General features: G+C 50.1%; 23 protein-coding genes. 2 read left to right on the top strand and 21 right to left on the bottom strand.

From position 1 onward, the window contains the following. Positions 1-28: 28 nt before the first annotated feature. From KJS63_RS08585 to sucC, 16 genes are all read right to left on the bottom strand, one after another. A complete protein-coding gene (locus tag KJS63_RS08585; protein ID WP_306432895.1) occupies positions 29-937 on the bottom strand; it encodes a MotE family protein in 909 nt (302 codons plus the stop codon). A 46-nt stretch (positions 938-983) separates the two neighbouring features. Continuing rightward, a complete protein-coding gene (gene fliJ / locus KJS63_RS08580; protein WP_213618742.1) occupies positions 984-1,421 on the bottom strand; it encodes a flagellar export protein FliJ in 438 nt (145 codons plus the stop codon). 9 nt (positions 1,422-1,430) lie between these two features. Further along, positions 1,431-2,750 carry a flagellar protein export ATPase FliI gene (gene fliI / locus KJS63_RS08575; protein WP_213618741.1) on the bottom strand — a complete coding sequence of 440 codons (1,320 nt, stop codon included), beginning with the start codon at positions 2,748-2,750 and terminating at the stop codon, positions 1,431-1,433. Continuing rightward, on the bottom strand, positions 2,737-3,591 hold the full coding sequence (locus KJS63_RS08570) for a FliH/SctL family protein (protein ID WP_213618740.1): 855 nt from the start codon (positions 3,589-3,591) through the stop codon (positions 2,737-2,739). The genes fliI and KJS63_RS08570 overlap by 14 nt, the downstream gene beginning before the upstream one ends. Next, on the bottom strand, positions 3,584-4,576 hold the full coding sequence (gene fliG / locus KJS63_RS08565) for a flagellar motor switch protein FliG (RefSeq protein ID WP_374706273.1): 993 nt from the start codon (positions 4,574-4,576) through the stop codon (positions 3,584-3,586). Before fliG ends, KJS63_RS08570 begins: the two co-directional genes overlap by 8 nt. A 35-nt stretch (positions 4,577-4,611) precedes the next feature. Beyond that, the gene (gene fliF, locus KJS63_RS08560) at positions 4,612-6,204 is read right to left on the bottom strand and encodes a flagellar basal-body MS-ring/collar protein FliF (protein ID WP_213618739.1); all 1,593 of its coding nucleotides are present in this window, start codon (positions 6,202-6,204) and stop codon (positions 4,612-4,614) included. A 35-nt stretch (positions 6,205-6,239) separates the two neighbouring features. Continuing rightward, the gene (gene fliE / locus KJS63_RS08555; RefSeq protein WP_068619356.1) at positions 6,240-6,548 is read right to left on the bottom strand and encodes a flagellar hook-basal body complex protein FliE; all 309 of its coding nucleotides are present in this window, start codon (positions 6,546-6,548) and stop codon (positions 6,240-6,242) included. 30 nt (positions 6,549-6,578) lie between these two features. After that, positions 6,579-7,031 carry a flagellar basal body rod protein FlgC gene (gene flgC, locus KJS63_RS08550; RefSeq protein ID WP_213618738.1) on the bottom strand — a complete coding sequence of 151 codons (453 nt, stop codon included), beginning with the start codon at positions 7,029-7,031 and terminating at the stop codon, positions 6,579-6,581. Between the two features lie 2 nt (positions 7,032-7,033). Further along, positions 7,034-7,444 (bottom strand): flagellar basal body rod protein FlgB, encoded by a 411-nt coding sequence (gene flgB / locus KJS63_RS08545; protein ID WP_068619359.1) that lies wholly within the window; start codon positions 7,442-7,444, stop codon positions 7,034-7,036. Between the two features lie 389 nt (positions 7,445-7,833). Then, on the bottom strand, positions 7,834-9,243 hold the full coding sequence (gene hslU / locus KJS63_RS08540; protein WP_213618736.1) for an ATP-dependent protease ATPase subunit HslU: 1,410 nt from the start codon (positions 9,241-9,243) through the stop codon (positions 7,834-7,836). A gap of 27 nt (positions 9,244-9,270) precedes the next feature. Beyond that, a complete protein-coding gene (gene hslV, locus KJS63_RS08535) occupies positions 9,271-9,813 on the bottom strand; it encodes an ATP-dependent protease subunit HslV (RefSeq protein ID WP_068619363.1) in 543 nt (180 codons plus the stop codon). Between the two features lie 98 nt (positions 9,814-9,911). Further along, a complete protein-coding gene (gene trmFO / locus KJS63_RS08530) occupies positions 9,912-11,237 on the bottom strand; it encodes a methylenetetrahydrofolate--tRNA-(uracil(54)-C(5))-methyltransferase (FADH(2)-oxidizing) TrmFO (protein WP_374706264.1) in 1,326 nt (441 codons plus the stop codon). Between the two features lie 46 nt (positions 11,238-11,283). Beyond that, positions 11,284-13,383, bottom strand: coding sequence for a type I DNA topoisomerase (topA, locus tag KJS63_RS08525; protein ID WP_213618734.1), 2,100 nt, complete (start codon positions 13,381-13,383; stop codon positions 11,284-11,286). 172 nt (positions 13,384-13,555) lie between these two features. Next, positions 13,556-14,650 carry a DNA-processing protein DprA gene (gene dprA / locus KJS63_RS08520; RefSeq protein ID WP_213618733.1) on the bottom strand — a complete coding sequence of 365 codons (1,095 nt, stop codon included), beginning with the start codon at positions 14,648-14,650 and terminating at the stop codon, positions 13,556-13,558. A 173-nt stretch (positions 14,651-14,823) separates the two neighbouring features. Beyond that, positions 14,824-15,753, bottom strand: coding sequence for a succinate--CoA ligase subunit alpha (gene sucD, locus KJS63_RS08515; protein WP_068619372.1), 930 nt, complete (start codon positions 15,751-15,753; stop codon positions 14,824-14,826). Between the two features lie 27 nt (positions 15,754-15,780). After that, positions 15,781-16,941: an ADP-forming succinate--CoA ligase subunit beta gene (gene sucC / locus KJS63_RS08510; protein WP_068619374.1), complete on the bottom strand. Its 1,161-nt coding sequence runs from the start codon at positions 16,939-16,941 to the stop codon at positions 15,781-15,783. A 248-nt stretch (positions 16,942-17,189) separates the two neighbouring features. Between sucC and KJS63_RS08505 the strand changes: the two genes are divergently transcribed. Continuing rightward, positions 17,190-17,996, top strand: coding sequence for an RDD family protein (locus KJS63_RS08505; RefSeq protein WP_213618732.1), 807 nt, complete (start codon positions 17,190-17,192; stop codon positions 17,994-17,996). A gap of 176 nt (positions 17,997-18,172) precedes the next feature. On the opposite strand, the gene KJS63_RS26430 is transcribed toward KJS63_RS08505, so the two are convergent. Then, a complete protein-coding gene (locus KJS63_RS26430; RefSeq protein WP_213618731.1) occupies positions 18,173-18,928 on the bottom strand; it encodes a collagen-like protein in 756 nt (251 codons plus the stop codon). A gap of 328 nt (positions 18,929-19,256) precedes the next feature. Between KJS63_RS26430 and KJS63_RS08495 the strand changes: the two genes are divergently transcribed. Then, positions 19,257-20,843 carry a YifB family Mg chelatase-like AAA ATPase gene (locus KJS63_RS08495; protein WP_213618730.1) on the top strand — a complete coding sequence of 529 codons (1,587 nt, stop codon included), beginning with the start codon at positions 19,257-19,259 and terminating at the stop codon, positions 20,841-20,843. A gap of 460 nt (positions 20,844-21,303) precedes the next feature. On the opposite strand, the gene KJS63_RS08490 is transcribed toward KJS63_RS08495, so the two are convergent. From KJS63_RS08490 to KJS63_RS08475, 4 genes are read right to left on the bottom strand one after another with little or no spacing between them, the layout of a single operon-like run. Then, the gene (locus KJS63_RS08490; RefSeq protein ID WP_213618729.1) at positions 21,304-21,807 is read right to left on the bottom strand and encodes a DinB family protein; all 504 of its coding nucleotides are present in this window, start codon (positions 21,805-21,807) and stop codon (positions 21,304-21,306) included. Between the two features lie 38 nt (positions 21,808-21,845). After that, entirely contained in the window at positions 21,846-22,244 is a 399-nt protein-coding gene (locus tag KJS63_RS08485; RefSeq protein ID WP_068619384.1) for a YraN family protein, read from the bottom strand. Then, on the bottom strand, positions 22,234-22,542 hold the full coding sequence (locus KJS63_RS08480; RefSeq protein ID WP_068619386.1) for an EscU/YscU/HrcU family type III secretion system export apparatus switch protein: 309 nt from the start codon (positions 22,540-22,542) through the stop codon (positions 22,234-22,236). The genes KJS63_RS08485 and KJS63_RS08480 overlap by 11 nt, the downstream gene beginning before the upstream one ends. After that, positions 22,539-24,728, bottom strand: coding sequence for a flagellar hook-length control protein FliK (locus KJS63_RS08475; protein WP_213618728.1), 2,190 nt, complete (start codon positions 24,726-24,728; stop codon positions 22,539-22,541). Before KJS63_RS08475 ends, KJS63_RS08480 begins: the two co-directional genes overlap by 4 nt. Positions 24,729-24,788 lie beyond the last annotated feature (60 nt).

Here is a 24,788-nt window from a genome sequence, read left to right as displayed (position 1 = left end):
CAACAATTTGGATGTCATGGATGATTTGTTATTTGGTCAACAACTTATTCAATATCTTGGCTGCCCGGGTCTTATCCGCGTCGTTCATGGCTCCCAAAATTTTGGATCTGGAAGCATCATCCACCGATCTGAGAATTTTCAGTGTCTTATCAGGACTTGTCTTATCCGTCTCAAGCAGAAGCTTGGCGGCGCTATCTGGTGTCATAGCAGCAAACGTCTTACCGATTTGGTCATCCGTAAGTCCGGTTGTGCTCTTAGCTGTGGTGTCTGCAGTATTGGCTGCATCCTTCTTCAATCTTGATTGAAGCGCTGCGATGGCCATGTCCTCTGACGGCTTGACATCTTTCAGCAGAATGGAGACATCGGCCGCCTTCTGAGGATCCATCTTCTCCAGGATCGCTGCCTTGCTCTCATTGCTCATGACCGAAAGCATTTGAACCGTCTCTTCGGTTGTCAAATTATTTAGAATCGCTGCAGCTTTGCCTGGATTCATCGATCCATACAGATTAGCCAGCTTCTTCACTTCTTTGTCATAATCACTGGCCTGCTTAACAGCCTCTTCGGCCTTTTTATCGCTGACCGACTGATTCGCTTCGTCCAGCTTGGCCTCAAGCTCCTTAACCTTATCTGCCTGGGCTTTCGCCTCGTCGTTAGCTTTCTTGAGATTCGCATCCTTTTCGGATACCTGCTCTTTGAGTCCTTTGATTGTTTCCTCTGAGCTTTCTGCCTGTTTCGCACTGGTGCTCGGATCAGGAATCCAGTCCTTCACAATTGGAATACTGTTGCCGATTCTAAGAAATTCATTCTTAAAGTTCACATTAAATAGGGTCAGCAGAACTCCAACCAGAACCACAGTGAACAGAATCGGCGTAACGATAAACAGAAATTTTGCAAAGCCTCTGCCGCCGGATTCCTTCTCCTCTTCTTCCACTACCACTTTTGCCAACTCTATCCCTCCTTTACCTGACTCAAGTCTGCCCGTCTTACCGGGCTTTCATGGCAAAGCGGACGGTGGCCATCTCATCGAGCTCATTTTGTTCCCGGAGCAGGATCTGCTGCTCAAATGCGGTTTTCGCCTTTTCTTTTGCCTTGAGCCACACCTTCTCGTCGAGCAGCCGGGAGCTTAACTGCGATTTCTTGTGTTCCACATTGATCTCAGCACTTTCGATATCCTCAAGCTTCTTCTTAATGCAGCGGTCCAAATGCTCCACATAACGCTGCAGTTCCTGCAGCCGAAGCATGGAGGACCCGCCTTCCGACAGCATGGCGTCATTCGCTCTTGCCTTGTCTTCCATCAATTGCTCCAAAGTGCGCTGTTCGGCTTGAAGTTCACCAATCGCCGCGGACAGCATCCATTCCGCTTGAGTCTTCTCATTCGATTTCAAATCGACCACTTTCTGATACATATACTTGAAATTCATGTTTTACGGTCATCTCCCCACAAATTCTGAAATCAAACGTTCCACAGATTCCTCAAGCGTAACTTTCTCGTGCACCTTTTGTTTGGTGAAATCCCATATGCTCTGAATTGCATCAATGGATTCATCGATGTCAGCGTTCGAGCCCCTTTGGTAAGCGCCGATGTTAATCAGATCCTCTGAATCCTTGTAGACTGACATTAGACGTTTCAGATTGTCGGCCGCCTCGATTTGATCCTCAGGAGAGATATCCTTCATCACCCGGCTGATGCTTGCAAGAATATCAATCGCCGGGAAGTGGCCTTTGTTCGCAATATTCCGGTTGAGTACAATATGCCCGTCCAGGATCCCCCGCACAGCGTCAGCGATAGGCTCATTCATATCGTCCCCATCGACCAGAACCGTGTAAAAGGCAGTAATCGAACCCGTCGGCCCGGTTCCCGCTCTCTCCAGCAGCTTCGGCAGCGCCGCAAAAACGGATGGTGTGTATCCACGCATCGCCGGAGGCTCGCCGATCGCAAGCCCAACCTCACGAAGCGCCATCGCATACCGGGTCACCGAGTCCATCATAAGCATGACGTTCATTCCCCGGTCACGGAAGTACTCAGCGATGGTCGTTGCAATGAGGGCACCCTTCATCCGGATCAGAGCAGGCTGGTCGGACGTGGCCACAATCACCACGGATCTTTCCAGACCCTCCGGTCCAAGATCACGTTCAATGAAGTCCAGCACCTCGCGACCACGTTCTCCAATTAACGCGATAACATTGACATCCGCTGAAGTGTTTCTCGCAATCATGCCCATCAAGGTACTCTTTCCCACCCCAGAGCCGGCAAAAATACCTACACGCTGTCCTTTGCCTATAGTCAGCAGCCCGTCGATCGCCCGGACTCCGATGCTGATCGGATCTTTGACCCTGGGCTTGTTAAGAGGGTTGGTTGGCTTGTTATACGTAGAATAATGACCCATTCTGGAAGGCAGCATGGAACCGTCAAGCGGTTGCCCAAGACCATCCAGCACTTTTCCCAGCAGTTCGGAACCGACTTGAACACTCAGCGGTTTGCCAGTCCCTACCACATCACAGCCTGGACCAATGGACTGCAGTTCCCCAAGGGGCATAAGCAGCACTTTATTGTCCCGGAAGCCGACAACCTCAGCCTGCAGCGGGACAGAAGATTTCGTCGGATAGATGTAACAAACATCCCCAATGCTGGCGTCAGGGCCTTCGGACTCAACCATCAGCCCAATGACCTGGGTTACCTTCCCGTTAACTCTTACGGGATCCAACTGCTTCAAGTGTTCGATATACCGGTCGGAATTAAGCTTCTTCATGCTGCTGTCCCCGCTCATCTCCCTGGAGTGAAATCCGCATCAGCTCTTTCTTAATCTCAGTGAGCTGGGTATCAATTCTTGCGTCGATGCTTCCGAATGAGGAGCGGATTACACATCCACGATCCTTCACCGTTGAATCCGGAAGAATCTGCAGTTCGGCCTGGGAATCAATCGCAAGACTCAATTCCTCGCGGGCGCTCTGGATAAAGTTGAACTGTGACGGAGCCACACACAGGGTCAGAATGCCCTGATCCCGCTTCCTTGCCAAGCTTCTCCTAATCAGATCCATCATATAATCAGGCTCCAGACTAAGCTGTTTCTCAATGACCTTCTCGGCAATCGAAGTGCTGAGATCGACGAGGAATGGTTCGGCTTCCTGAATGATCTGCTCTTTGGCCTGATAGGCCTGCTCCAGAACACTGCGAGCCTCTTCCATCATGCCGTTAATTTCCGCCTCAAGTGAGCTTAATGCATGTTCCTTGCCTTCCTCATACCCTTGATTGAATCCTTCTGCCTTCACAGCCTCGACCAAATGCTCATCCTGCTCCCTGCGTTCCTGCCACCAAAGCTCAATCTGCTCTTTGGCTTCAGCAAGAATCCGCTCCGCTTCCTCCGACGCTTCCCGAATTTGTCTTTCCGCAAATTCCTTGGCGTCGTTCAGCATTACTCTGCGGGTTTCCTCGGCTTCCTCATTCTTCAGGCGGTTCATCTCAGCCGCATAGGAATACGGCTGACTGTCCACGGAATCCTGATCCGCCGGATGCGGGTAATGCTTGGATAGATCAAGCTGCTTCAGCATCTCGACAGGAACGTACTGAGTAGATTTGATCAGATTAGACAATGATGTCATCTCCTCCGCCACGGGCGATTATGATTTCACCTGATTCTTCAAGTCTGCGGATCGTTGCTACAATCCGGGTCTGAGCTTCCTCAACGTCACGCAGCCTTACAGGGCCCATGTATTCCATTTCTTCCTTAAACGTATCCGACATCCGCTTCGACATGTTGCGGAATACGGCTTCCCGAACTTCTTCACTTGCCACTTTAAGCGCAAGCTGCAAATCCGCGTTCTCGATATCCCGGATAATACGTTGAATAGAACGGTTGTCCACGTTGACGATGTCCTCGAATACGAACATCCGCTTCTTGATTTCTTCCGCAAGCTCTGGGTCCTGGATTTCCAGGGAATCCAGAATTGTCCGCTCGGTTCCGCGGTCTACACCGTTCAGAATCTGAACGATCGATTCGATACCGCCTGCGCTTGTGTAATCCTGAGTTACCGTTGCCGACAGTTTTTGCTCCAGCACACGCTCGACCTGAGCAATAACCTCCGGTGAAGTACTATCCATCACAGCGATTCTGCGGGCCACTTCTGCTTGTTTCTCCTGAGGTAGAGAAGATAAAATGACAGCAGCCTGTTCAAATTGCAAATAAGATAAAACTAATGCTATAGTTTGAGCGTTCTCATTTTGTATAAAGTTCAAAATCTGGTTTGGCTCAGCCTTGCGGGCAAAATCGAAAGGTCTCACCTGCAGCGTCGCCGTCAGTCTGTTGATAATATCGTAAGCTTTCTGTGTGCCCAGTGCTTTCTCCAGAATCTCTTTGGCGTAATTGATACCACCTTGGGAGATGTATTCCTGAGCCATGCAGATTTGATGAAACTCAGCAAGGATCATTTCCTTCTCTGTACTGCTAACGTTACGAACGTTCGCAATTTCGAGGGTCAGCTGTTCGATTTCATCATCACGCAGATGTTTGAAGATTTGGGCGGAGACCTCCGGTCCCAGTGAGATCAGAAGCAAGGCCGCCTTCTGTCTCCCGTTCATTCCTTGATTAAGTGTTTTTGACAATACGCTCACCTCTATTCATCAGCCAGCCAGGTCCGAAGTAGGTTAACGAACTCATCCGGCTTTTTCTTCGCCAACGTTTCCAGTTGTTTGCGAACATGATTTTCGTTAGTAACAGATTCCAAATTAATGGACGGAAACTCTGTTGGCATGGCAAGAGGAACATCTTCTTCGATCTCTTCTTCCTGATTGGCCCGGCGGCGCCGATAAATTAAGTATCCGATTCCTGCTCCGGCAAGGAGAAGAGCTGCACCTATGCCCCATACGATCGGGCTTGACCAGCTTAAACCACTGGCTGTTGCGGTGTCTGTGCCAAATGCTTGCGAGAAGACCGAAACTTTTTTTATCAAATCAGCGTCTGTATAAGTAATACCAGAATCAGCCAAATATGAGGCTACAATATTCTTAAGTACATTTTGGATCGCATCCCGGGTAGCCGTATCCAAAGAATTTTTTCCGGCAGGTGGTTCAACCATCACATTAATGGTTAAATCTTTTACAGTATAGGGACTTTGCACAATTTCCTTGCTAATTCGGTTAACCTCATAGTTGATTGTTGACGTGCTTTCATCTGATGAGGTATTCGAGGAACTTGAAGTTCCCGGATAAGCCGGTACGTCTGTTTGACCCGTTCCTGCAACACCTCCGTTAGGGGTGCCTTGACCTGTGTAACTTTTCTGGATCTTCTGAGCACTGATCTCGATCCCTTTCATGTTCTCCGTATCTACCGGAGTCACCAGATTTTCTTTCTGGCTCACTTGGTCGAAATTCAGCTTAGAAGCCACTAGAACGTTTACTTTGTCAGGTCCTGTAAGCTTTAAAAGAAACTGTTGGACGCTTTGGCGCACATCGTTTTCAAATTTCTTCTGAAGCTGCATGTTCTCCTGTACGGCTCCGGTCAGGCTGCCCGCCTTACCGCCTTTTCCTGTGGCAAGAAGCTCATTCTCGTCACTGCTGGTCACCGTGATATTATCAATCGGCAGATTAGGAACCGCGGTTTTAATCAAGTTATAATAACCGTCTACCGCGCTCTGATCAGGACGAAAGCCTGGTTTGAAACTCAGCACTACAGATGCTGATGCTTTCTCCTGCTCATCCGGGCTTGCAAACACGTTTTCGGCAGGCAGGTTGATTAACACCTTTGCCCCGCTTACTCCCTGCATGTTGGTGAGCAGCTGTTCGACTTCACCGTTTAAGGCCGTCTTATACTTTACATTAAACTCATTGTCCGTCATTCCAATCGGAGATGAGCTTGATCCGAACGTTCCGGCGAAGCCGATGGATCCGTTCTTCACAATTCCCTGTGAGCCGACATCCACTTTGGCACGGGCAGCCTGTGTGCTTGGCACTGAGATACTCTTGCCATCCGCGCTCAGCTGGTACGGAATTTTACTTGTCTCTAGGTAATTAATAATCCCTGCCGCATCCGTTGAATCCAGATTAGTAAATGCTACCTCATATTGAGTCTTCGAGAACTGCATCGTGAGTAGAATGATGGCTAGCAGAATGATGGAAACGGTAGATATCAATAGGATTTTTTGTTTTTTGGTAAAATGGTTCCAGTACTGGCTTATTTTATCTCTGTACTGGGCAATTCTCTCATTCACATCGTCACCTCATCCGAAACTTTTGCTAAATTGAATTACATTTGCGTTCGCATAATCTCCTGGTAAGCTTCAATCACCTTGTTACGGACCTGCGAAGTGAGCTGTAAACTCAATAGAGCTTGTTCAGAGGCGATCATGACCTGATCTACGTCGACTTGGCCTGTAAGATACTTATCTCCCATCTTCTGGGCGTTTTGTTCTTGATTGGCGACACCGTCTATGGCGTCTTTGAGGAAGGATCCAAAGTCCTTGACCGTCTCTGATGGAGTAGCCGGTGTGGACTTGGCTTGGGGTTGGACTAGTTCCAGAGGCTTAATTGCACTTGCTACAGTATTCTGAATCATGTGACACTCTCCTAACCTGTTCTATTTTGTCTATTTCCCAATCTGCAGTGCTTTCGTTTCCATGGATTTAGAAGCGTTTAGTGCGGTCACGTTAGCTTCATAAGAACGGGTTGCCGAGATCATGTCTACCATTTCTTTAAGTACGTCTACATTTGGCATATATACATAACCATCTTTATCCGCATCTGGACTCGAAGGATTATATACTGGCTTAAATGCTGTCTGATCTTCCTGAATGGCGGTTACCTTTACACCTTGACCTACCTTGCTTTGTCCGTTCATAGCTGTATTCAACATCTGCCCGAACTCGGTTTCGTTGGGACTCATCACTACCATCTTCCGGCGGTATGGGACTGCTTGACCATTTACCACCTGAGCCCGGGTGGTCTCCGCATTGGCAATGTTTGAGGAAATTACATCCATCCGGAGCCTTTGGGCAGTTAGTGCTGAAGAACTAATTCCAAAGCTGTTGTTAAGTTTCAAATTCAAGCTCTCCCTTCCACGGCAGTTCGCATCATTTTGATTCTGCTGTTAAGCTGCTCAATGTATGCATTATATCTAAGCTGGTTCTCAGCGAGTGAGGACATCTCGGAGTCAATATCCACATTGTTCAGGTTGTTGTTCATAGAAGTCGATTGGTCTGTGGTGACTAGTGCATCAGGCACATTATTTACAGGACCGATTGCAAAATGCTTCGGATCTGTCTGTCTCCCCCGAAGAACCATTGTACCGTCTTCCATCTGACTTTGCAGCAAGCTCTCGAAAGAAACTTCAGATCTTTTGAAGTAGGGTGTATCTACATTGGCAATGTTGTTGGCAACAACACTTTGTCTAGTATTAGCTGCCTTCAGAGCCCCCTCCAATCGTTCGAATCCTGCACCATTTAATAACTGCACGTTAATGTCCCCCCAGATCGATGAAATCTTCATGTAATCTTCATGTATATCTATTACCACATTCTATTACCATATTCTACGTCATTTTTCCTTTTTTTTCGACAAAAACATCTGAATTACTGCTATTTCTATTGGCCTATTATAACAAAACATCCAATAATGTCATATATCCTAAGTTTCGTAGAGAATGGCCTAGAATACAATGAGAAAAAAGCCCTATTTTTTTAAAAAATTTGGTAATTTAATATAATAATAGCTATAATTTATCGGAATTCTATCTTTATCGCTAATTTTTGACATATCTAGTCCTTCTTTTTTCGGCAAAATAAAAACCGACCCTTTAGTCCTGATTGCAGGACCTTGGTCGGTAACTTGCTTGTAAAAAAGAACTATAGTATATATTGACTCAAATCTCGGTCTTTGGCAATATCCCCTAGCTTTTCATTTACGTATTGCGGGGTAATTACCATTTTGTCCAGGGTAAGTTCCGGAGCTTCAAAGCTCAGGTCCTCAAGCAGCTTCTCCAGGATCGTATGCAGTCTTCTCGCGCCGATATTCTCGGTGCTCGCATTCACTGAAGCCGCAATGCTGGCGATTTCCCGGATCGCTTCACTGGAGAACTCAATCTCGATATCCTCGGTCCGGAGCAGATCAATATACTGTTTGGTAAGCGCATTCTGCGGCTCGGTCAGTATAGATACAAAGTCATCCAGGGACAAGCTGCTGAGCTCTACCCGGATTGGAAAACGCCCCTGAAGCTCGGGAATCAGATCCGAAGGCTTGGAGACATGGAAAGCACCGGCTGCGATGAACAGCACGTAATCCGTCTTGACGGGGCCATATTTGGTCATAATCGTGGAACCTTCCACGATTGGCAGAATATCACGCTGTACCCCTTCACGGGATACGTCTGGCCCCGAGCCCTGCCCACGGCTGGCCACCTTGTCGATTTCATCTATGAAGATAATGCCTGACTGTTCCGCACGGCTGATGGATTCCTGGACCACATCATCGTGATCAATGAGCTTGTTGGCTTCCTCCTGCGTGAGGACTTTACGCGCTTCCTTAACGGTCAGCTTGCGGCGTTTGGTCCGTTTGGGCATAAGGCTTCCAAACATTTCCTGCATATTCATCCCCATCTGGTCATTGCCCTGGCCAGCGAACATATCCAGCATGTTAGGCGCATTGTCCTCCACATCGATCTCAACGGTATCATTCTCAAGCTGACCGGCCAGCAATTTAAATCTCACTTGTCTTCTCTTCTCGGCTACACCGCTCTCCACCTCAGAATCATCCTGGCTGCTTTGGGCCTGAGTTCCCCCCTGCTGATTTCCGAACAGCATCTCGAACGGATTGCGCTGGTTCTTGTTCTTGCTCGGAGACGGCACCAGAATTTGGACCAACCGCTCGTTGGCAAGCTCCTCGGCTTTGTCTTTGACTTTCTCTGTACGCTCCTGCTTGACCATGCGGATGGACGTCTCAATTAAATCACGCACCATTGACTCCACATCACGGCCCACATAACCAACCTCGGTGAATTTTGTGGCTTCCACTTTGACAAAAGGCGCATTAACCAGCTTCGCCAGCCGGCGTGCAATCTCTGTCTTCCCCACTCCAGTCGGCCCGATCATGAGAATATTTTTGGGTACGATCTCGTCCCTGACATCTTCACCCAGCAGACTCCGGCGGTACCGATTGCGCAGAGCGACCGCCACCGATTTTTTGGCCTGCTTTTGACCGACGATATACTTATCCAATTCAGCTACAATCTGTCTTGGAGTTAAAGCCTGATTTGTCATCGAATTCCCTCCCGGCTCTTCAAGTTCTTATAGTTCTTCGACGATGATGTTACCATTGGTGTACACGCATATTTCCGAAGCCACCTTGAGCGACTCCCTAGCCATCTCCGAAGCGCTCAGGCTCGCAGCGTGACGCTTAAGGGCCCGCGCCGCGGACAAGGCAAAGTTCCCCCCTGAACCGATTGCAAGCACGTCATCATCCGGTTCAATAATCTCTCCACCTCCGGATATGAGAAGCATACCGGTTTTGTCCATCACAATCATTAACGCCTCCAGCTTGCGCAGAACTCTATCCTGACGCCAGTCCTTGGCCAGCTCGACAGCAGCCCGCTGCAGGTTGCCGTGATGCTCCTCCAATTTCCCCTCAAACTTCTCGAATAGCGTAATGGCATCCGCCACGGAACCGGCAAATCCGGCCAATACCTGACCCCGGTATAACCTTCTTACCTTCTTGGCCGTCTGTTTCATAATGACACTTTCACCAAAAGTAACCTGGCCATCTCCGGCTATCGCCCCTTGACCGTTATGGCGAACGGCACAAATCGTAGTTGCATGAAAAGACATTTCCATGGTTATCACCTCATCTTACTTTATGAGTACATGTATACTTTCAACACCGCAAAACAGATACACCGTCCTAATGAATTAGGACGGCAACCGGATAATATTTATATGGATTGGCTAATTATAAACTGCTCAAGGCTGTTCAGGGCCCGGCGAGCAAGCGCCTCATTCTTCTCGCTCTTCTTCCGGTATCTCTCCTCAAGCTTAGGGAATAGACCGAAATTGGCATTCATCGGCTGAAAATGTTTAAAGTCAGCGGTGGTGATATACCTCGCCATGCTGCCAAGGGTTGTGTCCTCAGGGAATACAATCCCCTCCTGGTCACGGGCTGCTCTAGCCGCGTTGATGCCGGCAATAAGCCCGGAAGCCGCAGACTCCACATAACCCTCCACCCCAGTCATCTGACCGGCAAAAAACAGCGTAGGCCGCTTCTTGGACTGATAGGTCGGCTCCAGCAAAGTAGGGGAATTTATAAATGTGTTGCGGTGCATTACGCCATAGCGGACAAACTCCGCATTTTCCAGTCCAGGAATCATCGAGAATACCCGCTTCTGCTCGCCCCATTTCAGATGGGTCTGGAAGCCGACCAGATTGTACAGGGTTCCGGCGGCATTATCCTGACGGAGCTGCACCACCGCATGCGGAAGCGTCCCGGTATGCGGGTTAACCAGACCAACCGGCTTCATCGGACCGAACAAGGCCGTTTGCTTGCCGCGTCTCATCATGATCTCAATCGGCATGCAGCCTTCAAAGTAGATTTCCTTCTCGAATTCCTTGACTTGAGCCACCTCTGCCGAGATCAGAGCCTCATAAAAAGCATCGAACTCCTGCTCATTCATCGGACAGTTAAGATATGCCGCTTCCCCTTTATCGTATCGGGAGGCCAGGTACACCTTCTCCATATCAATGGAATCTTTCTCTACGATAGGTGCCGCAGCGTCATAGAAGTAGAAATACTCCTCACCAGTCAACGCTTTGATCTGCTCGGATAAGGCAGGTGAGGTCAGCGGTCCTGTAGCGATCACCACGATCCCTTCAGAAGGAATTTCCTTGAGCTCCTCGTTCACGACTGTAACCAGCGGGTGCTCATGCAAAGTTCTTGTAATATCGCCGGAGAACCCATCCCGGTCTACCGCAAGCGCGCCGCCCGCGGGAACCGCATTCTTGTCGGCTGAGCTCAGCACCAGGGAATTCAGACGGCGCATCTCCTCCTTCAGAACACCCACAGCGTTGGTCAAGCCATTAGCCCGTAGTGAATTACTGCACACCAATTCAGCAAACTTGTCTGTATGGTGGGCCGGTGTCTTCACAACCGGGCGCATTTCATATAGAGTCACAGGGACACCGCGGCTGGCGATCTGCCAGGCTGCTTCGCTGCCTGCAAGACCGGCTCCAATCACGGTAACCCTTGTCTGATCTGTCAAATTCATAACCTCCTAGATAATTCCCAAGCCACCCACTAAGAGAAGTGTATGGTTACTCGGATGCTTCGTCTTCGTTGTCTTCCACAGCTTCAACATAGTCGCAACCCGTGCATTGAAGCTTGGTCCCCTGCTTGTTACGCTTCTCCACCAGCATGGAGCCGCACTTTGGACATGGCTTTGGTGACGGCTTATCCCAGGAGACGAAATCACATTCCGGATAACGGTCGCAGCCGTAGAATACACGCCCTTTCTTGCTTCGGCGTTCCACAACATGACCTTCCTTACATTTAGGACAGGTTACCCCGATGTCCTTAACGATCGGTTTGGTATTCCGGCAATCCGGGAAGCCCGAGCAGGCCAGGAACTTGCCGAATCTGCCAAGCTTATAGACGAGCGGCTTCCCACACTTCTCGCAGATCTCATCGGATACCTCATCCTCAATTTCGATCTCCTTCATCTCTTCCTCAGCGACCTCGAGCCTCTTCTCAAACGACTCATAGAATTCACTGAGGACTCTGACCCAGTCTTCCTCGCCCTCTTCCACATGGTCGAGATCCCCCTCCATATGGGCGGTGAACTCCACATCAAGGATTTCAGGGAAGAACTGCTCCATCTGCTCAATTACGAGCTCACCGAGTTCGGTTGGCATGAACTTCTTGTCCTCAATGGCTACATAACCGCGCTTCTGGATCGTCTCAAGTGTTGGAGCGTAGGTACTTGGACGACCAATGCCAAGCTCCTCCAGCGTCTTCACTAGGCGTGCTTCCGTATATCTTGGAGGCGGCTGGGTGAAATGCTGCTTAGGTTCAATCTTCTCAGTCTTAAGATCATCTCCAGACTTTAGGGGTGGAAGGAACTTATCGTCATCTGTCGTTCCGTCGTCATTGCCTTCCACATAAACCTTCATGAACCCGGGAAATCTCACCTTAGACCCGACAGCCCGGAAGGTTGCCTCCCCTGCGGCAATATCTACGGAAAGCGTATCCAGAACAGCCGAAGCCATCTGGCTGGCCATGAAACGTTCCCATACCAGCTTGTATAATCTATATTGATCTCTGCTCAAAAAAGATTTAATAGACTCTGGATCCCGAAGTGCGGATGTCGGCCGGATCGCTTCATGCGCTTCTTGCGCATTCGCCGCCTTCTTAGAATACTGGCGGGGTGATTCAGGAACGAATTGTTCGCCAAACTTACCTACAATATATTCCTTGGCCTCTTCCTGGGCTGAAACTGCTATACGTGTCGAGTCTGTACGCATATAGGTGATTAAACCAACGGTTCCTTCCTTGCCAAGCTCGACCCCTTCATACAGCTGCTGGGCAACCGACATCGTCTTGGAAGCCCGGAAATTGAGCTTTCTCGCAGCCTCCTGCTGCATGGAGCTGGTGGTGAAGGGTGCCGAAGGGTGGCGTAGACGCTCCTTCTCCTTAACTTCACTAACCTTAAAAGAAGCCCCTTTAATGCTTTGAAGCACTTGATTGACCTGTTCCTCATTAGACAGGTCCATCTTCTCTCCCTTGAAGCGGTGAAATTTCGCTTCAAAGGTGGTGCCGTCTATTTGCAGCAGAGCGGTTATGCTCCAGTATTCTTCCGGAACGAACTCGGAGATTTCATTCTCCCGGTCCAGAATAATCTTGACCGCCACCGATTGAACACGCCCAGCAGACAAGCCCTTCTTGACCTTTTTCCAAAGCAGGGGGCTGATCTTATATCCTACAAGACGGTCGAGAATACGCCGTGCCTGCTGGGCATTGACCAGATCCATATTAATCTTGCGCGGTGTCTTAAAGGCATCCTTGACCGCCTGTTTAGTAATCTCATTAAAGACGACCCTGCAGCTCTTGGATGCATCCACATCGAGCACATGCGCCAAATGCCAGGCAATCGCCTCTCCTTCGCGGTCGGGGTCAGCCGCCAGATAAATATTTTTAACTTTTTTGCTGGCATCCTTCAGTTCCTTCAATATAGAACCTTTGCCGCGGATCGTAATATATTTCGGGTTAAAATCATTCTCAACCTCTACACCGATTTGGCTCTTAGGCAAGTCCCGAACATGACCCATTGACGCTTTCACGATATATTTACTGCCTAAATACTTGCCGATCGTCTTCGCTTTCGCGGGCGACTCGACAATAACAAGTGAATCCGCCATAGGTTCATCCTCCTCTCAAAACAATAAACAACCACTTAAATCCACTCCATAGGGTATAAGCTCCGTAACATTACTAAATAAGAGTTAGAGGCTCAGCAGAGCCATGGGGGTGCATCTTATTTAAGTTCACACCATATATAGTTAAATTACGTAATCCTCACCTGTGTCTAAACTATATTAATTTGTAAATTGAACCAGGTAATTGCACAACCTGTTTTTTTATGATTAAAGATAACAGAACTGAGTGCAAAAGTCCAAAGTCCCAGCCTGTCGCCGACAGAAGGGCGTCGAGGCCTGCGCTCCCCTGCTCCAACATATGGTATATGCGCTGCTCTGGTTCTGTCAACTTGTTTCCTTCGTTCATACTAGCCAAGCCCGCCAGATTCAACTGGTCCACTCTGCCGTATTCCTCCAGAATATCCTGAGCAGAAGTAACCATTTTGGCCCCCTGCTTAATCAGATTCAAGGTTCCGCAGCTCTTCGGCGAGGTGATTTGCCCCGGAACAGCAAAAACATCCCGGTTCGCTTCCATTGCCGCATCAGCTGTGATCAGCGATCCACTTCGGGCATCGGCTTCAACGACCAAGGTCCCGCGCGTAAGTCCCGCAATAATGCGGTTCCGCTGGGGAAACAATCCCGGATGAGGAGGCGTTCCAATAGGATATTCTGACACAATCAGACCCTTCTCCGCAACTCTCTGGTATAACCCGCTATGCTCGGGTGGGTAAGCCTTGTCAATCGCAGTCCCCAGCACAGCAATTGTCGGTCCTCCGCAGCGGAGTGCCGATTCATGGCATACCCCGTCGATTCCTCTTGCCAGTCCGCTGACAACCGTCACCCCATTATGACATAAATCGGCAGCCAGCTGCTCCGCCACCTTGCGGCCATAAGCAGTCGGCACCCGTGTTCCGACCATGGCTATGGAGAAGGAGGACAGCAGTTCTCGGCGTCCAAGCAAGTACATGACCCAAGGAGGTCTGCCGCTTTCCTTCATTAACATGGGATAATCCTCATCCAAACAGGTGATCCAGTCTATTCCTTTATTACGCAGCTGCTGCTCTCTTTGTTCCATCCATTCGTTACTGAAATTTTCTGTCATCCGCTTCGCTTGTACTTCCGTCAGTCCTGAGTGAACCCAATCCTGGGCCGAAAATTCTGCCGCATGCTCCCAATCCTGGTTCCCCAATAATATTTTCTCAATACTTCTCCATCCGAGCCCTGCGCTCTCATGCAGTCCAAGCAGTATCCTTCTTCTATTTAGTTTCATCCTAATCTCCTTCCTTCTATTAAACACAGCAGGCGGCCCAATAATTCGTATTTATGTAAAAAAGCAACCTCTCTCTCCAGAAGGAGAAAAAGGTTGCTTACCTTAAAGACCAAACTCTATGATTCGTGACCCATTATACAGGGTATTCAACCATATCGCGTGGTAATCTTATCTTAGTGTGTTGTGCACTGGCTGAGAAGCCCGCGTTCTTCAAGAACGCTGACCAAAGTGGAACCCATCTCCGCTGGAGTTGGAGCCACCTTGATGCCGCAGGATTCAAGCTTCTCGATCTTCTCTTTGGCCGTTCCTTTGCCACCGGAAATAATCGCACCCGCATGGCCCATGCGTTTGCCTGGAGGCGCGGTCACTCCGCCAATGAATCCGACAACCGGTTTCTTCATGTTGTCACGAACCCACTCAGCAGCCTCCTCTTCAGCTGTACCCCCGATTTCACCGATCATGATTACAGCATAAGTATCCGGATCTTCGTTGAACCGGGACAGGATATCGATGAACTCCGAGCCCTTAACCGGGTCACCACCGATACCTACCGCCGAGGACTGTCCAATCCCGCGGGTAGTAAGCTGGTGAACGGCTTCATAAGTTAAGGTCCCGCTTCGGGATACTACGCCGACATGACCCGGCGTATGGATGTATCCAGGCATGATTCCGATCTTGCATTCGCCAGGAGTAATCACTCCAGGACAGTTTGGTCCGATCAGAACAGTCTTCTTGCCTTCCATGTAACGTTTTACCTTAACCATATCGAGTACAGGAATGCCCTCTGTTATACAGATGACCAGTTCCATCTCCGCATCCACAGCTTCCATAATGGAATCTGCGGCATAAGCTGGCGGCACATAGATCACGTGTGCAGTTGCTCCTGTAGCCGCCTTGGCTTCACGAATCGAGTTGAAGATCGGCAGGGTTACCGTCTCGCCATTCTCAAGGGTGATATCCAGGCTTGTACCGCCTTTGCCCGGAGTTACGCCGCCGACCATCTGCGTGCCGTATTCAAGCCCCCCTCTTGTATGGTAAAGACCGGTTGCTCCCGTAATACCTGAGGTGGTAACTTTTGTATTTTTATCGACCAAAATACTCATATCCAAAGCCTCCTTCTAAATTCCGTATTATGATACGAGCTCTACGATCTTGCGGGCTCCATCAGCCATGGAATCCGCAGAGACGATAGCAAGTCCCGATTCAGCCAAGATTTTTTTGCCGAGTTCAACATTGGTGCCTTCGAGTCTGACCACAAGCGGACGGTCCAAGGACACCTGCTTCGCGGCTTCAACAATCCCTTCTGCAATAACGTCACAGCGCATGATTCCGCCGAAGATATTAACAAAGATCCCCTTCACCTTGCTGTCAGACAGGATGATCTTGAAAGCTTCCGTAACTTTCTCAGCTGTCGCACCGCCCCCAACATCCAGGAAGTTGGCAGGGTCTCCGCCGTAATATTTAATAATATCCATCGTCGCCATGGCAAGGCCGGCACCATTAACCATACAGCCGATATTGCCATCAAGTGCAATGTAGCTCAGGTCGAATTTGGATGCTTCGATCTCCTTGGCATCTTCTTCTTCCAGATCGCGGAGCGCCAGAATGTCCTTGTGGCGGAACAGCGCATTGGAATCAAAGTTAAGCTTCGCATCCAGGGCCATAACCTCACCGTCACCTGTTACGACAAGCGGATTGATCTCGGCAATGGAGCAGTCTTTTTCTATAAATGCCGTATAAAGGGCCTGCATAAACTTCACAGCTTTGCCCACAAGTTCATTAGGAATATTGATAGCATAAGCCAATCTGCGGGCTTGGAACGTCTGAAGTCCTACAGCCGGGTCCACAACTTCCTTGAAAATTTTCTCCGGTGTCGCAGCTGCAACTTCTTCAATCTCCGTGCCGCCTTCTTCCGACGCCATCAGGACTACACGGCCTGTAGCACGATCAACGACCACGCCGACATAATATTCTTTACGGATGTCACAGCCCTGCTCAATCAAGAGACGCTTGACTTCCTTACCTTCCGGTCCAGTCTGGTGGGTTACCAACACCTTGCCGAGAATTTCACTTGCGTAGGTACGCACTTCATCCAAATTTTTGGCTACTTTGACACCGCCGGCTTTACCGCGGCCACCTGCATGAATTTGAGCTTTGACCACGACCACTGGGCTGCCCAGTGCTTCGGCTGCTTCCACGGCTTCATCCACCGTAAATGCCACCCGTCCTTGCGGAACGGTCACTCCATATTGCTTTAGGACTTCTTTTCCTTGATATTCATGGATATTCACTCTAGAATCCTCCTATCAACGGGCGGTTATTAAGGGTACGAAAATTCCATATAATTTCAAACCCACAATATTGTATCATGTTTTTAAAACGCTTTCCTTAAAAAGTTCATAAATTCTACACTGTTTTTGATATCGGTTTCATCGCGTGTTGAGAATGATTTAAGGCTTTTTTTCTATTCGCATTCCTGGTTTCATAGTACAATGTGCTTAGGAAATTTCTTCTATAAGCTATTGTTCGGAGGAATCTTATGAAAATTTGTCCTGAGTGCGGTGTCCAAAATAATCAATCCAATGATTTGTGTATGATCTGTGCCACGCCGTTGGATTTAAACGATGAGCGAGAGCGAGAACTTCTGGAGCAGGAGTCTATACCTGAGCCATTAATAGAACCCTTACCTAACCATGTACAAAAAGTAACCTTGTCTCAAGATCAAACTGAACTGTATAAAAATGCTAAGTCCAAAAAGACTCATCAGGGAGATGCTAAGCCATTAGGGCGGTTTGCGAGCCACACCGCAAATGATTTAATGTCGGCAATCCCAAAAGGCTCTGAGAGCCAGGGGAGTAACATCAGAAGACCTAATTCCGCTGCTAAAAACAAATCCAGAACCCCTTACGCGGGGTTTTGGAGGAGAGTGGCGGCCAGCCAAATTGATTACTTCGTGGTCTTCTTACCTCTGATTCTCATATTTAATTACTTTAAAAGCACTCCGTCTCCGGTCGCACCTTTCAGTTATTTATACGAACATCAGCCTGCTTCGACAACAGCTTCTTGGTTTAATCCGTACGATCTTATTCTTTCAGCCGTGTTGACGCTCTACGAAGCGTTAATGATCTCGTCTTCAATGCAAGGAACACTGGGAAAAATGGTCATGTCAATCAAAATTACGGATACAAAAGGACAACGTATCTCTTTTTTGCGAGCCCTTGCCAGAACGTTCTCCACCCCCCTCTCTTTACTAACTCTAGGGATCGGGCTTTTGCTGTGCATTTGGACATCGAAGAAACAGACCCTGCATGATATCGTTGCCGATACCGTGGCTATAAAGAAATAAAACTTAACTTAAAATCAAGACCATCTAGCATTTATTACATACGGAAATATTGGGAAAGCACCTTTAAGATTCAAAAGAAAATCCCCTACCAAATGCCAAAAAATCGCTGTGCTAGTAGCAGAGCGATTTTTTGTACATATACTACAAATAATCTTTGAGTGTCGTCAGTAACTTGTTTAAGCCGTCGCCAATTGTTCTATAACAATCGAAGCGCTCACCGTAGGCGTTCCCCCGCCTATGCTTGCCTGAAGGGTCTGTGTACCCATATTATCAATCCGGTTCAAAGTCAGAGTACCTCCGGCCGTTAACCTCGCTACAACTTGACCTTGATAAGGGTTATTGCCTGCACCGGAGCCGTAGTTGCTGCAAAGAACCAGTGTGGCAGGCAGCGGTCCGGCGGCATCCGGATCAAAGAACAGGCCGAATGCACTGTTTCCGGCAGTAGGGAACACTTCCCAGCTGATGTTGTAGAAGCCGGTTTCCAGGATATTGATGGTAGAAGGACTTGTGAAGGAGGTTGCCGGTCCGTTTATTAGAGAATCATTAAAGGTAACGGCGCCCCCTTGGCCTCCGGGAGTTGGGGCTGGGGCAACAGTTTGATCGACTGTACTGCATAAGAACGCAAATGAAGCGACTCCTGCTGGACCTGCAGGACCTTGGGGTCCCGGCACGCCTTGTGGACCTATAGGGCCTTGTATTCCAGGAAGACCTTGCGGGCCTATCGGACCTTGTGCTCCGGGAAGGCCTTGTGCTCCGGGGAGACCTTGTGGTCCCTGGGGACCTGCAGGACCTTGGGGACCGGCCGGGGCCGTAACATTAACCTTTGGGGGAGGACAGTTTACCTTTACAATTTTTTTAATGATACGACGTTTCTTTTTTTTATGATGATGGACAACAACTTTACATTTGCGGCGCTTTTTTAAACAATCCAATGATATACACCTCCTGTAGATTTGTCTACAGAATACGGGTCTACTTAAAGTTTCGCTTGGACGGATAACTATAGCCTGCTAGACTAACGGCTATCTTGAGCAAAAACAGGCTTCTGCAGGGGGTATTTACCAGTCCAGTCTAATTTCCCAGCCATCACAAAAAGGCCAACACGAATGTAAAGAGAATGCCCATAAATTAATCTTGACTTATAACCAAAACCAACTAGAATTTATTACATATGGAAATATTAAGGAAGCACCTTTTTTCCTCAGATATCAGTCTGCACTGCAGGTCTGATTATGAACAGAGAGAGGGTGTTTTTTTGTTATGTACAGCAAACTATACAGTGCTTGTCTTTACGGGATTGACGGCGTGTTGATTGAAGTTGAGGTGGATTTGTCGAGCGGAATTCCCCAGACCTCTATCATTGGTTTGCCTGACTCAGCTGTCCGTGAATCCGTGGAACGTGTTCGCTCGGCTGTCAGAAACTGTGGATTCACGTTCCCGCTCCAGCGAATCACGATTAATCTGGCCCCTGCCGATCTGCGGAAAGAAGGCTCCGCCTTTGACCTGGCTATTGCCCTCGGCCTACTGTCTGCAAGCGGCCAAATCGTGCTTCCCCAAGATGAGAAAGTTCTTATGATCGGAGAGCTGTCCCTTGAAGGCCGTCTCCGTCCGGTATCGGGCGTGCTGTCGATGGTAGACTTAGCGAAGCGCCAAGGCTTCACTTCAGTCCTGCTCCCCAGAGAAAACGCGGAGGAAGCCCATCTGCTGGGTGGGATTAAGGTGTATGGGCTGCGCCATTTAAGAGAGCTGGTTCCCGAGGACCACCAGGAATTGCTGCTCTCGAAGAGTGGAGGCGGAACGTATCAGCTGGAATCAATGCGGCACCTGGAGGTACCAGCACTCCCCGCTCCGCCAGCCCAATTGGCTGTTCAATCCGCAGCGCAAGAGGATTACAGCGACGTGCTAGGCCAGCTTCATGTGAAACGGGCCTTAACGATTGCAGCCGCAGGCATGCACAACATCATTTTGATCGGTCCCCCAGGGACAGGGAAGACCATGCTGATCCGCCGTCTTCCCACCATCCTCCCGCCTCTATCGCAAGAGGAGTCACTCGAAGTAACCAAAATTTTCAGTGCGGCTGGCAAACTTAAGGAGCCTGAGGCCGGGCTTATCCGTACAAGACCCTTCCGATCTCCGCATCATACGATCTCAGCCGCAGGCATTGTTGGCGGTGGCACCATTCCCAAGCCGGGTGAGGTCAGCCTCGCCCACAAAGGCATTCTGTTCCTGGATGAACTTCCCGAATTCTCACGCGGTGCGCTTGAAGTACTGAGACAGCCTTTGGAAGACCGGGCCGTAACTATAAGCCGGACGAAGGCGGCCTTCACTTTCCCAGCTCATTTTATCCTCGCTGCCTCAATGAATCCGTGTCCGTGTGGATTTTTAGGGGCAGAACCGCCGTTGCCAATGTGCACCTGCGGACCAGGCAAAATTCTGCGCTACCGCGACAAAATCTCCGGTCCCCTACTAGACCGGATTGATCTGCAGGTTGAAGTGCCCAGGCCCGGGGATTGGCCGTATGATCCCTCTCCTCTTTCTTCATCGTCAATGAGAGAGAAGGTTCTGGCTGCCCAAGCTTTGCAGCAGCATCGTTACCGGAGGCACAACATCTCCTGGAACAGCGAGCTGTCCGGAAGAACGCTGCGCCGCTTCACCAGGCTTAACAAGGAAGCAGAGGGGATGATGAAAGCAACCTTTGAAGCGCTGGGACTGAGCATGCGCGCCTATGATCGTATTCTGAAATTGTCCCGGACAATTGCCGACATTGAGAACTCGGAGGAGATTCTTTCCGTTCATGTGGCTGAGGCTATTCAGTATAGGCAGCTCGACAGAAGAAGTACAAGCTAAAGCTGGAGCTAACAAGAACTGCAAGCAGGACTGGAGGCCTGTTCATGGTCGGCAGCCTATCTTTCTAATAAAGTAATAAAAGACAGGTTTCTCCCTAAAACGGCCTTAATCGCTAAATCAGAACCTGCCAGTCAGCATTCCGCGATACATTTCAAGACCTTTTGGTGCGCATTATCTATATTAATCAGTTCCCTCATTTCATTGATCAGAGCTTAAGAATAGAAATAGAAACAGAAATAGACCATCCACCATGAATGGTCTATTTGCTATTTTTTCCCCAACAAAATGAAGTTGAACGAATTATACCTTATCATCTATCTGATAGATGATAGGAACTGAGCAGTGCAACCCGTAATTCTATCTTGATAAGAATATCAAAAAGAGACCCCATGTAGGCAGCCTCTTCTATTTCAACTTATTCGTCTATTATGTAATTATGATTTTCTTCAAGGAACTTCAATTAAATTTCCGGCGGCTCCATTCCCATGGTGCTCCAATCCTCCAGAGAAGGACCATAAATACCCGGAACTGGCAGACCTGCCTGACGCATCAATACAGTCATCTGTCCACGATGATGAATCTGGTGATAGACCAGCACCGTAAGAGTTGCGCCATTACGCCACTGCTCTCCATACATATCGTTCTTTTCTTGAAGGCTGCTGTCTGTCCATTTCTCAGAAATGGCTTGAAGCAGAGCGCTACTCGCCTTCTTATAGCTCTGTGCGATAAACTCAGCAGAATCGGGCAGTGGCGCATCGTGATGGGGGGCGTCAAAGTCAAGACCGGTGCGGGACAGCATTTCATGGAGGGAAGTAACCAAATGCCATGCCACACGTCCCAAAGTGCGGTTCTGAGAAGTTACGGCTTGCGACAGCGACTGATCCGTGAGCACATCCAGAATAGCCTGCGTAAGCCCACTCTCCCGCTGCCAGGTTTCTTCAAAAGCTTTAATCGTTGTAAACATGATCACTAAGCTCCTTTGTCAAACAGAGTATGTTCCTGTCAAAACGCATTTTTGAGATGATCAAGTGATTCGAGCTGCCCTGCTTGTCCGAACTGAACGGCAATGACATCAAATCGGACCGATGCATCTGAGCGGTTCACACGGTGCAGGTACACAGCTGCTGTCGTTCTCACCTGATTCATCTTCCTCGCGGTCACAGATTCAGCGGCTGTGCCAAAAACAACAGAACGGCTGCTTCGGCTGCGGACCTCTACCACTATAATATCGTGATTATACTCCGCAATCAAATCGAGTTCACCGGTTCGGCAGCGCCAATTCCTTGCTAAAATCCGGTAGCCCTGATTCTTCAAATAGTCGGCAGCCAGTTCTTCCGCATACCGCCCTTGCTCCTTGCGTGTGTCCTTGCGGACTGCCTTATATTCCCGTTTATGTTCCACGGTTCAGCCCCTTCTCAGCAGCACGGTCCGAGCGGTAAATGAAGCTTAAAATCTCAGCCACCAAGGCATACAGCTCAGGGGGAATCTGCTGGTCCAAGTCGAGCTTTGACAGCACTTCTACCAGAGCCGGATCTTCCTGGACCGGTATGCCGTGCTCCTTTGCTTTCTCAAGAATTCTTTCTGCCAGGAGCCCCGTCCCCTTAGCCGCGATAACCGGTGCTTCATGCTCAGATGGTTCATACTTGAGGGCTACCGCTCTCTTCATAGATGGGGTTCGATCCTCAGGCTTCTGGTTCATATCCGGTAATCCACTCCTTTATAGGCTTGTGGAACATACAGTGGTGGGATCGCCTCACTCCCTCCTGCCTTAGAAGCAGCTTCCATCGCTTCTGCCTTTAGCGATAACAGCCGATACCCGGAGGCTTCAATAGCTGACTTAATCTCATCTTGTCTGCTCTCGATAAAAGCCCCCACGGCTTCCTGATCGCTGTGCACCTTTAAAATGACCTTTTTGTCCGCGACCTGAACATCGACCATGACCTGTCCTAAATGTTTCATTTGGAGATCAAACCACAGCCGACAGTTCGCAGCATCCAGCTCCCCACGCTTGCCCCGGCGTGATTGAATATGCACGGAAGCAGTCTGATCCCCATCCGGTCCAGTAAAAGGCAGGAACATTGTGAACTGGGCAAAAGGAGCTGTCCGGTCTGTATTCATCAGCAGCTGTTGACCGGTAAGCTGGTTCACCAGCTGTTTTGCCGTCTCTTGAAGCTGTGGTGGCATGTCCCCCGAATCAAGCACCTGCATCAGCACGCTCTTCAGTGTCTCTCGTATCGCGGCCGCCGGCTCATCCGCCGCCATCGAAGCCATCGCAGCGGCGGCGGAAGCATCCGGCAGCGGCGCGTTCACAGCCGCGCCGTGCCGTCCCTGCTGCCCGGAAGGCGCAGCCGTCCCGGGCAGGGCCTGCGCCGCACCGCTGCGCGCAGGTGCGGCCTCCGCCGGCGCGCCGGTTCCTGCGCTGCCGGCAAGCGGCCCATCGCCGCCGGGCGCTGGCGCGCCGCCCGCAGCGGCAGACCCCGCACGCGCCGCGCCTTCGGCATGCGCCGCGTCCGCCTGCGCAGGCGACGCGGTCAGCGCCACCGCGCGCGCGGTATGCTGCTCGTGCTCCGCACCGAGCAGCCTCAGCACCCGGGCCACCCACGGCTCTGCCTCGTGGGTGCGCCCCGGTCCCGGTGAAGCCGCTGCAGGCGCTTCACCTTGGGGCTGTGGTGCCGCCTGCATAGGTGCGGCACCCTCTTCCCCGGGCGCGGGCACAGCAGCGCCCGCTGCCGTTGCAGCTGCCCCCGCTGGGGCAGCTGGGTTAGCCGCGCCGCCAGCCGCAGGCGGGGCGGCGGTCTTTCCCTGCTCAGATAATGCCTTCGCATCCATGCCGGCTAATCCTGGAGCCGTCTGAGCAGCGGCCGGATTGCCGCCGTTTATAGCCGAACCCCTCGCCCCCGTCTTAGAGGCTTCAGCAGCATTTCCTGTTGATGCTTCAGCCTCAGACTGCATATCCATCGTTGCAGCTGCTGTCGCAGCTGAGCCGGCCTGTGAAGTATTGACCGTCTTGACCGTCACAGAATTTAAGGCTTCCTCAGATCCCAATGCCCGCAGTTCTCCCAGGAGGCTCTGCAGCTTTATCAACAATTCACTGCTCTTGGCAGCAGCTGCCGAAGGGGCTGCTACGTTACCCGCACTCACAGACGATGGAGTCCCTGCTACTTTACCTGTCGTATTCCCCTCCGGGTCCACAGCTTCTCCTGTAGAAAATGTTGCCCGCAGAGCCCCTGATCCTGAAGCGTCCTGCCCACTTGCCTTCGTACCTGTCTGATCTTCTGTCTTCAATAGCGCAGTCAATAGATCCGCGACCTGATCCCCGAGTACCGTCAACAGATTTTGCAGCGGTGCCCCAAAGACCGCCTGATGCAGCCCAGCCACACTTGCGGCCGTGACTGGCAGCCCCCGGTGGTACGCAATAGCCGCAGACTGCACCCACTGCTCAAGCGGCACGTTTTGTGGCTTCCCTGCAAGAGACTCAGACAACGCAAGCGCCTGATCTTTGGTTAGAGGAATTCCTTGAGTCTGCATTAGTTTAAGAAGCTCTCTATTCTCGGGGGAATTCTCCAATCCGAAGCTGCCCAGCATTCCTGCCAGAGAAGCTTCAGAGAAAGAAGCCGCCGAAGGCAGATTCAGCGGCTTTAGAACAATCATCCCGTCTTTGCCCGGAGGCTGAACCTGCAGCAGAGTGGTTTGTCCCTTTTGCAGCGGGGTTTCCAAGGCTGCTCTTAGCTGTACGCCCTGCACCTGGACAACCGCCTCCTGTCCGTCATCAGAGACACTCATTACAACTCCGCGGATAACCTGCCCCATCTTCAACTCCAGCTCTTTGGGCTGGCCGGCCCGGCTCTCGCCGAGCAGTCCTCTTACAATTGGACCGATGTTCACTTTATGCTGCCCCCTTTCGCCCGAATGGCTGGCTTTTATAATTCAAGCACCCCGCTGGTG

This window comes from Paenibacillus sp. J22TS3, assembly GCF_018403205.1.
GTDB lineage: Bacteria > Bacillota > Bacilli > Paenibacillales > Paenibacillaceae > Fontibacillus > Fontibacillus tuaregi.
Note: the sequence above shows the minus strand (reverse complement) of the source record. Positions and strands in the feature narration are given on the sequence as shown.